The organism is Stenotrophomonas sp. (genome assembly GCF_036662295.1).
Lineage (GTDB): Bacteria > Pseudomonadota > Gammaproteobacteria > Xanthomonadales > Xanthomonadaceae > Stenotrophomonas.
On record NZ_JAVWXA010000136.1, the window covers coordinates 1 to 8987 of the forward strand.

Below are 8987 nucleotides of genomic sequence, written 5' to 3' on the forward strand. Positions count from 1 at the left end.
AGGCCGAGGTGTCCGGTGGCGCGTCGTCGGGGAAGGCGGGAGGGGTCAATGCCCGATCTGACAAGCAAAAACGGCTGAACAACTGCTATCCTGCGCGCCGCCCTGCTACGTGGCACGCGGTCGCGGCCACGGAGAGGCAGGTCTTTCCACTTTCAGGATGAAGTGAATCCCATGAATTCGATGTTGATCCCGCTTACCCGTTACGCCCAGTTCGAAGGCCGTGCCAGCCGCAAGGAATTCTGGATGTTCTACCTGTTCGTCATGCTGGTGACGATCGTGGGTTACATCGGCATGGGCATCGGCGCGTCGATGGAGAGCAATGCGGTGGTGATGCTGTTCGGTGCGGTGCTGGGCCTCTTCAGCCTGGCCGTGCTGGTGCCGTCGATCGCGGTGACCGTGCGTCGCCTGCACGACACGGACAAGTCGGGCTGGTTCCTGCTGCTGGCGTTCGTGCCGCTGGCGGGTATCGTGCTGCTGGTCTTCTACGTGCTGCCGGGTACCCCGGGTGAAAACCGCTTCGGCCCGGTTCCCCCGGCCGTCTGATCGGTTGCCGTCTGGTTGAGCTGAGCGCCCCGCATTGCGGGGCGCTTTTTTTTGGCTGTTCGTCCGTTCGCCTGTTTGCCTTGCGGTGCACCGCCGGTAGTGCCGGCCGTTGGCCGGCTTGCTGCCGGCGCGGTGAATCTACCGGCGTTCATGCACGCCGCTGGCCCTGCGCAGCGATCGAGCGGCCCAGCGTGTAACCGGCCTGCAGGTGCGGGGCGGGGTCGGTGCTGTCCACGGCCAGCAGCACCGTCGAGCTGATTACCGGGGCGCCGCAGTAGTCGAAGATGCCCGTCTCGATCTGGGTTTTCATCGCGGTGTCGTACCCGCGTTTGGTCCAGGTGCGGTCGTCGGCGCCGCCCAGGCCCAGCAGGTGGACCTGCAGGCGACCGAGCTTCTTCAATACGCCGCCGCCGGGCGTTTCGGTGTAAGCCCAGCCGTTGGAGAACACGCGGTCGATCCAGCCTTTCATCTGCGCCGGCATCGCCCACCAGTACACCGGGAAGACCAGGACCAGCGCATCGGCCCGGTCCAGCCGGGCCTGTTCGGCCCGCACGTCGGCCGGGAACGCGTGGCGGCCATGGTGGCCGTCCAGGTCGGCGGCGGTGAAGCGCGGGTCGAAGCCCTCCGCGCTCAGGTCGGCGATCTCGACGGTGGCGCCAGCCGTCGGCGCCAGGCCGCGCGCGACCTCGGCGGCGACGGCATGGGTGAGTGAGCGGGGGTCTGGGTGAGCAAAGACGATCAGGGTATGCACGGGCGGTCCAATGGCGGGACGGGGAGGTGTTGTATACTTTTAGTAAGTTACTATCCGTAAGTTACGATTGGTATATAGCAATGTCAAGCCCGCCTGTTGACCCGTCCTGCGCTGCCCCGAGGCGCCGCCTCACCCGCGCCGACCGCCTGCAGCAACTGCTGGCGCACGCCTGGCAGCTGGTGCGCGAAGAAGGGACCGAGGCGTTGAGCCTGGGTCGGCTGGCCGAGCAGGCCGGGGTGACCAAGCCGGTGGTCTACGACCACTTCGGCACCCGTGCCGGGTTGCTGGCCGCCCTGTACCGGGATTTCGACCAGCGCCAGGGCGTGGTGATGGACGCCGCGCTCGCCGCCAGCGGCCCTGCGCTCCAGGACAAGGCCGATGTCATCGCGCAGGCGTACGTGGCGTGCGTGCAGACGCAGGGGCGCGAGATTCCCGGCGTGATTGCCGCGTTGGCCGGCTCGCCGGAGCTGGCGCGGATCAAACGTGAGTACGAGGCGATCTTCATCGAGCAATGCCGCACGCTGCTGGCCCCGTTCGCGCGCGCCGGCACGCTGCCGTCGGCCGGGTTGTGGGCGATGCTCGGCGCTGCCGAGGGCGTATCGTATGCGGCCGTCAACGGCGACATCACCGCGCACCAGGCGCAACAGGAACTGGCGGCCACGATCATGGCGATGGTCGCGCGCGCCTGAGACCGGATGCCGCGCGGCGTCATGATGGTTGGCTGTGTGCTTATGCCGCGCTGTAGCCAGGACGCCCACGATGCGCGTCGCGGCAGTAATCATTGCGTCGCGCGTGTGGCAGCGCGGCGCTGGGTTCTGAACTGTTTACCCACGTGCCGACGGTGTCTACGCGCAGTGCCGCAGAACGCACGCGACGCTAACCCGGCTGCGCCTACGGTAGTTCCACCGGCACCACTTTCGTTGCCGAATACCGGAGATGCACAGATGGGTACCAACCAGAACCCGCAGCAGAACCAACAGAATCCGCAGGACCAGAAGAACCAGCAGGGCCAGCAGGGCCAGCAGGGCCAGCAACAGCAGCAGCGCGATCCGCAGCGCCAGGGCCAGCAGCAACAGCAGGACCAGGACCAGAAGCGCGAGCGCAACGCCCAGCAGGGCGGCCAGGACGAAGAAGAATAAGTCCACGCCTCACTGAATGCCGCGCAAGGGCCCGGCCATCAGGTCGGGCCCTTGCTTGTGTGCGCGGGCGTTATGATGCGGGCCCGTCGGCGTGGCCGATGCCCTTGTCTGGATGTAGAGATGCCCCACGTTTTCCCGCGTTGCATCGCCCTTGCGGCGGCGTTGTCCCTGAGCACGACGGCCCTTGCCGCGTCGGCGGATATCGACGCGCTGCTCGAACGCAGCCCCGCGCTGACGGTCAGCCAGGGGTTGGCGGATGGCACGCCGGTGTTCCGCGGGCAGTTGCAGCAGTTCCGCAACGGCGATGTGGTGCTGCGGGTTGGCGAAGGCGAGGGCGTGCCGGTGATGCTGCTGGCGTGTGGGCGCGCAGGCTGGCTCAATCCGGTTGGCGCCACCGGCACGGCGGCGCGCCTGGATGGCAAGATGCTGGTATCAGCCCGCATGTCGCAGTACATGGCCACGCTTACCGGCATGGCACGGGTGCATGGCGTGGCGGGCGACGGCCTTGAACTGCCGGCCTCGACCGCGCCGCGCCGCTTCAGCGGCAGCCAGGATTGGGCCTACGGGCGTGAGACCTTCGCGCTGACCAGCCGCGAGGTGGCGGGGCAGGGCCTGCAGGTGCGCATGGTCAAGACCTCGCACGGGATGACGCCCTCCACCGAAGCGCCCGACGCCACGTTCAGCACGGCCGATGATCGCGCCGCACGCCTGGCCGAGCTGGAGCCGGTGGGCAGCTGGTACGAGGTGACGCTGGCCGACGGTGAGCGCGCGGCCGCGGCGCCGGCGACGATGTCGCTGCACGGCTGGGTGTCCGGCGAAGACGAGGCGCCGGCGGAAACGGTGGGTGAAGCGCAGGCGCGCTGCAGCGAGTGACAAGTCGGCCGCGATACACAATGGTACACCGATCTATGTGATAAGCATTCGCATTTGGGGTAGACTGCCTCGTCCCCATGTGAAGCGGGTTGTGCGGCCTCGCGCCGCCGCCCCCGAGTGCCCATGACGCTGTTTTTTGCCGCCCGCGGCCGCCGCGCGCCCGCCCTGTTGCCGCTGGCCGGCCTGATCCTTGGCCTGCTCTGCGCCGTGCCGCCGGTGGCCGCGCAACAACGCAATCCGCAGCAGCGGGTCAGCAACACCATCTTCGAACAGAAGGCCGAGAGCTATCGCTTCGAGCGCTTCACGCTGGACAGTCCGGATGGACAGCGGCGCTGGCAGGTGAACCTTGGCATCCCCGTGCGCGCGGGCAAGACGCCCGCGCCGGTGCTGTACATGCTGGATGGCAACGCCGCGGCCATGGTCATCGACCAGCCGCTGCTGGCCGAGCTGGCCGCCAAGGCCGCGCCGGTGCTGGTGTTCATCGGCTACGACAACGACCTGCGCATCGATTCGGCGGCGCGGACCACCGACTACACCGCGTGGATCGACCGTGCCGACGACGAGAACGGCGCGCCGCAGGTGGTGGGCGGCGGCGCGTATGCCTTCCAGGACCTGATCGAACGCCGGATCAAACCAGAAGTGGAGAAGCGCGCGCGCATCGACCGCCAGCAGCAGGCGCTGTGGGGCCACTCGCTGGGCGGCCTGTTCGTGCTGAGCAGCCTGTACGCGCGGCCGGCATCGTTCCAGTACTACCTGTCGGCGAGCCCCTCGTTGTGGTGGAGCCAGGGCGCGCCGCTGGGCGACATGGAACAGCAGTTCCTGGAGAACCAGCATGGCCAGCCCGCGCGCGTGTGGGTGATGCTGGGCGGTGCCGAGCGCGTGGGCGACCGCGGCAAGCGCGACCTGTCCAATCCGCGCGTGGTGGCCCACCTGCGCCGCATCGGCGGGGCGACGCCGGACGCGGCCATGCAGCTGTCCGAGCGCCTGGCCAAGGTGCCCGGGCTTACGGTGCAGTACCGCGAGTTCGAGGGGCTTGGCCATGGCCCGATGCTGCCCGCCTCGCTGCAGGCTGCCCTGAGCGAGCTGTATGGCGTGACCGACCGCAGCCGGCTCGCGCCCGCGCAGCCCTGATCCGATTTTTCGACACACCGCGCGGTCCTGCCGCGCACCCCGCTACCCAGGCTTCCCGTGCAGCGTTGCACCGGCCCAGGCAACCGTTGAAACGCCGCGCGTCGCGCGGTCCCCGTGCAAGGAGCCTGTCATGTCGTTCCATTCTTCCCTCCGCCTCACCACCCTGGCCGCCGGCCTGCTGCTGGCGGTTGCCGCCCACGCGCAGCCGGTGTTCGACCAGCCCGCCAGCGTGTTCAAGGGCACCGTCGTCTCGCGTGGCGAGAACGTGGTGCCGGGCAGCAGCGCCGACGTGATCGGCCGTGGCTTCGTGCCGGGCCAGCAGGTCAGCCTGGTGCGCGGTGAGACCGTGCTCAACGCACAGCCGCTCACCGTCGATGCCGAGGGCAACTTCAAGACGCAGCTGCAGATTCCCGCCGATGCCGTGCCCGGCACCCACCCGGTGGTGGTGCGCGCCAGCCAGCCGGCGGCCGCGACCGTGCTCAACCTGCGCGTCTCGCCGCAGCTGCCGCTGTCGGGCCAGGCGCAGTTTGCCAGCCAGTCCAACAAGCTGGTGCCGGGTCTGTACCAGTCGGCCTACAGCGCGGCCAGCAACGCGGTGTTTGTCACCTCGGCGGTTGGCCGCCCGCCGGTCACCCAGTCCCAGCTGCTCAAGGTGGACCCCAGGAGCCTGAAGGTGGTCAAGGCGATCACCCCGGCCCTGGTGCCCGATGCCAAGGGCGGCAGCGTGTACGCCGTGTACGGCGTGGGCGTGGATGATGCCAACGGCAACGTGTGGGTGACCAACACCCGCCAGGACAGCGTGGCGGTGTATCGCCAGTCGGACCTGTCGCTGGTGCACCAGTTCCCGGTGGGGACCGTGCCGCATGCGCGCGACGTGGTGGTGGATGCCAAGCGCGGCAAGGTATTCGCCTCGGCCGCTGGCGAAGACCACCTGTCGGTGTTCGATGCCAAAACATTCAAGGCGCTGGAGCCGATCACCCTGGCGTCCGGCGAAGACGATGAGAAGTTCGTGCCGATGAGCCTGGTGCTCGATGAGGCCAGCGGCAAGCTGTTCACCGTCAGCATCGGCACCCCGGAAGCGGCGGTGATCGACGTGGCCACCGGCAAGGTGGACAAGGTGATCGCGCTGGGCAATGCGATCAGCGCCTCCGGCGTGGCCTTCGATGCGCAGCAGAACCAGCTGTACGTGGCCTCCCAGGGCACCGACAACCTGCTGATCGTGGATGTGGCCAGCGGCAAGGTGGTGCATGACGTGCCGGTGGGCGCCGGTGCGCTCAACGTCGCCTTCGATCCCAAGGCCGGCCTGGCCTATGTGACCAATCGTGGCGCCGGTACCGTGACGGTGGTCGATCGCAGCGGCAAGGTGGTCGGCAACCTCGATGGCGGCACCTTCCCCAATCATGTGCGTGCCGATGGCAAGGGCAGCGTGTTCGCGGTGAACAAGTCGCGTGGCACCGATGATGCCAAGGGCGACCGCATCACCCGCATCGCATTGCGCCAGCCGTAAGCCAACGGGCGGGGCGGCCTGGCGCCGCCCCGTCGAAGGACATTTGCATGACATCCAACCTTTCCCTGCGGCTGCTGCCGCTTGCCCTGGCCATCGCGCTGGCCGCGTGCAGTGGCCCGGCCGCGCCACCGGCGGCAGACACCGGTGCGGCCCCGGCCGTGGTCGACAACGCCGCCGCACCCGCGACGGATCTTCCGGCGGGCTGGACGCGCCTGGACGGGGGCGCCTTGCCGAGCCTGCCGGGGCAGGTAGCGGTGTTGCCGGCCAAGGTCACCTCCGACGATGGCGCGGAGGTGGAGGTGGACGACACCGGCCGGATCATCGTCGGTGGCGATGACGTGATCGCGGTGATCGACGCACTGGGGCTGGGCAAGCAGGTGTTTGCCGCCCCGAAGAACACCACCACCGCCACCGGACGCGCGGCGCCGCACCAGTTCCTGTTCAACCGCACCACCGGGGTGGAGGGCGTGCTGAGCCTGCAGGGCTCGCTGTTCCTGGGCAACAGCCTGCGCCGGCACACCGAGCTGGCGGAGAAGCTGCGCGCGGTAGGTGAACCGGCCGTGGTAGTGGATGACCTGCAGCCGGCCCCGGACAAGGTGCGCAAGATTGCCGCCGCCCTCGGCCTGGCCGCTGCCGGCGAACAACTGGCCACCCAGGTGCAGCAGCAGCTGGATGAAGCGGCGGCGATCGGCAAGACCAGTGGCCAGGCCCCGCGCGTGATCCACGTGTCGGCCACCGGCGCCGGTGGCGCGCCCACCGTGGCCGGGGCCGACAGTGCCTCGGCCCAGCTGATCGCACTGGCCGGCGGGCTGAACATCGGCACCGAAGCCGGCGTGGCCAACTACTCGGCGCTGAGCAATGAAGGCGTGGTGGCTGCCGCGCCGCAGGTGATCCTGGTCACCGAGCACGACCTGGCCCTGTTTGGCGGTGCCGAGGGCCTGTGGAAGGCCTATCCCACCCTCAGGCAGACCCCGGCCGGCCAGGCCAACCGGGTCTGGGTGATGCCCGATGTGCAGCTCAAGTACGCCAGCGTCGGCTCCGGCGTGGGTGCGCTGGCGTTGGCGCGGGCGTTGGCGGCGCTGCCGCCGGCATGAAGCCGGCCGATCGGCGCCGCCGCCGCGGGCGGGGCATGTTGATGCTGGCGGCGGCGGTGCTGCTGCTGGCGGTGCTCGCCTCGTTCGCGGTGGGGCCGTTGCGGCTGCCGCCAATGGAGGTGCTGCAGGCGATCGCGGTGAAGCTGGGGATGGCCGACCCGCAATCGGTGAGCCGTCGCGATTTGGCGGTGGTGTGGCAGCTGCGCATTCCGCGCGCGCTGTTGGGCGCGATGGTGGGCGCGGCGCTGGCGATGGCCGGTGCCAGCCTGCAGGGGTTGTTCGGCAACCCGCTGGCCGACCCGGGCATCGTCGGCGTCAGCCAGGGGGCGGCGCTGGGCGCGGTGGCGGCGATCGTGCTGGGCGCGGCCGGGGCAGCCGGCTGGATCGTGCCGGTGGCGGCGTTCATCGGCGGTGCGCTGGCGATCAGCCTGACCTACGTGCTGGCGCGGCCGGGCAAGGGCAGTGGCAATGCCACGCTGTTGCTGGTGGGGATCGCGATGGCCGCGTTCTGCTCGGCGCTGATCGGGTTTTTGACCTACATCGCCAGCGAGAGCGAGCTGCAGTCGCTGGTGTTCTGGCAGATGGGCTCGCTGGCGCGCGCCAGCTGGGGGGACGTGGCGGCGGTGGCGCCGCTGTTTGCGATCGGCGTGCTGGCCCTGCAGCGGCTGGCCACGCCGCTGGACATGCTGGCGCTGGGGGAGCGCCAGGCCCAGCACCTGGGGCTGGACGTCGCGCGTACGCGGCGGCGGCTGGTGGCCTTCAGCGCGTTGCTGGTGGGCGCGGCGGTGGCCTTTGCCGGCTCGGTGGCCTTCGTCGGGCTGGTGGTGCCGCACGTGGCGCGCATGCTGGTCGGGCCGGGGCACCGCTGGTTGCTGCCGGTGTCCGGCGTGCTGGGCGCGGTGCTGATCGTGGTGGCCGATACCGCCGCGCGCACGCTCGACCCGCCGGCGGAGATTCCGCTGGGGCTGTTCTCGGCGGCGCTGGGGGCGCCGTTCTTCCTGTGGCTGGTGCTGCAGCAGCGCCGCAAGGACACGCCATGAATGCGCTGCTGCGCCTGCAGGGGGTGGTCGTGCGCCGCCAGCAGCGCGACATCCTGCATGGCATCGACCTGGCCTTCGCGCCGGGCACGGTGACCGCGCTGGTCGGGCCCAACGGGGCGGGCAAGTCGACCCTGCTGGCGGTGGCCTCCGGCGACCTGCGTGCCGATGCGGGCGCGGTGCAGTTGCAGGGGCGTGCGTTGCATGCCTACAAGGCCGGCCCGCTGGCGCGCGAGCGCGCGGTGATGCCGCAGGAGCATGGCGTGCGGTTTGCCTTCAGCGTGGAAGAGGTGGTGGCGATGGGGCGCCTGCCGCACCCGCCGGACCCGGCACGCGACGAAGCGCAGGTCGAGCAGGCCATCGACGCCGCCGAACTGCAGGCATTACGCCAACGCGAGGTGCAGCAGTTGTCCGGTGGCGAATCGGCGCGCACCACCTTTGCCCGGGTGCTGGCGCAGCAGACCCCGTTGCTGCTGCTCGACGAGCCTACCGCGGCGCTGGACCTGCGCCACCAGGAGCGCACGCTGCGCTGCGTGCGCGCATTGGCCGACGCCGGTGCCTGCGTGATCGTGGTCCTGCACGACCTCAACCTGGCCGCCGGGTACGCCGACCGGATCGTATTGCTGGAAAAGGGCCGCGTGGCCGCCGATGGCACTCCGGCCGAGGTGCTCACCGAAGCCCATCTCGCCCGCGTCTACCAGCAGCCGGTGATCGTGCTGCAGCATCCGCAACGCGGCGTGCCACTGGTCGTGGTCGCCGACCCCGAATAGCGCAAGGCGGCGCACCAGGCGACCCCGCAATGCGGCAATGCCGGCCGCCGGCCGGCATCACGCAAGGTAGTGCCGGCCGTTGGCCGGCTCCAAGCGATGCCAGAACAAGGTAGTGGCGGCCGGTGGGCCGGGCCAAGCCGGG

At 69.8% G+C, this 8987-nt stretch carries 10 protein-coding genes; 9 read left to right on the forward strand and 1 reads right to left on the reverse strand.

The window, feature by feature from the left end; genetic code table 11:
- Positions 1–171 precede the first annotated feature (171 nt).
- The gene (locus RSA25_RS17755; RefSeq protein ID WP_332810156.1) at positions 172–543 is read left to right on the forward strand and encodes a DUF805 domain-containing protein; all 372 of its coding nucleotides are present in this window, start codon (positions 172–174) and stop codon (positions 541–543) included.
- A gap of 148 nt (positions 544–691) precedes the next feature.
- Here RSA25_RS17755 and RSA25_RS17760 read toward each other — a convergent pair whose 3' ends face one another.
- Positions 692–1294 (reverse strand): NAD(P)H-dependent oxidoreductase, encoded by a 603-nt coding sequence (locus RSA25_RS17760; protein ID WP_332810157.1) that lies wholly within the window; start codon positions 1292–1294, stop codon positions 692–694.
- Positions 1295–1374: 80 nt separating this feature from the next.
- Between RSA25_RS17760 and RSA25_RS17765 the strand changes: the two genes are divergently transcribed.
- From RSA25_RS17765 to RSA25_RS17800, 8 genes are all read left to right on the forward strand, one after another.
- A complete protein-coding gene (locus RSA25_RS17765; RefSeq protein WP_332810158.1) occupies positions 1375–1983 on the forward strand; it encodes a TetR/AcrR family transcriptional regulator in 609 nt (202 codons plus the stop codon).
- Positions 1984–2238: 255 nt separating this feature from the next.
- The gene (locus RSA25_RS17770) at positions 2239–2433 is read left to right on the forward strand and encodes a hypothetical protein (RefSeq protein ID WP_332810159.1); all 195 of its coding nucleotides are present in this window, start codon (positions 2239–2241) and stop codon (positions 2431–2433) included.
- A 120-nt stretch (positions 2434–2553) separates the two neighbouring features.
- Positions 2554–3306 carry a hypothetical protein gene (locus RSA25_RS17775; protein ID WP_332810160.1) on the forward strand — a complete coding sequence of 251 codons (753 nt, stop codon included), beginning with the start codon at positions 2554–2556 and terminating at the stop codon, positions 3304–3306.
- 123 nt (positions 3307–3429) lie between these two features.
- Positions 3430–4437 carry an alpha/beta hydrolase-fold protein gene (locus RSA25_RS17780; protein WP_332810161.1) on the forward strand — a complete coding sequence of 336 codons (1008 nt, stop codon included), beginning with the start codon at positions 3430–3432 and terminating at the stop codon, positions 4435–4437.
- 130 nt (positions 4438–4567) lie between these two features.
- Positions 4568–5944 (forward strand): ATP-binding protein, encoded by a 1377-nt coding sequence (locus RSA25_RS17785; RefSeq protein ID WP_332810162.1) that lies wholly within the window; start codon positions 4568–4570, stop codon positions 5942–5944.
- A 47-nt stretch (positions 5945–5991) separates the two neighbouring features.
- On the forward strand, positions 5992–7038 hold the full coding sequence (locus tag RSA25_RS17790) for an ABC transporter substrate-binding protein (RefSeq protein ID WP_332810163.1): 1047 nt from the start codon (positions 5992–5994) through the stop codon (positions 7036–7038).
- The gene (locus RSA25_RS17795; protein WP_332810164.1) at positions 7035–8078 is read left to right on the forward strand and encodes an iron ABC transporter permease; all 1044 of its coding nucleotides are present in this window, start codon (positions 7035–7037) and stop codon (positions 8076–8078) included. Before RSA25_RS17790 ends, RSA25_RS17795 begins: the two co-directional genes overlap by 4 nt.
- On the forward strand, positions 8075–8845 hold the full coding sequence (locus tag RSA25_RS17800; RefSeq protein WP_332810165.1) for a heme ABC transporter ATP-binding protein: 771 nt from the start codon (positions 8075–8077) through the stop codon (positions 8843–8845). The genes RSA25_RS17795 and RSA25_RS17800 overlap by 4 nt, the downstream gene beginning before the upstream one ends.
- Positions 8846–8987 lie beyond the last annotated feature (142 nt).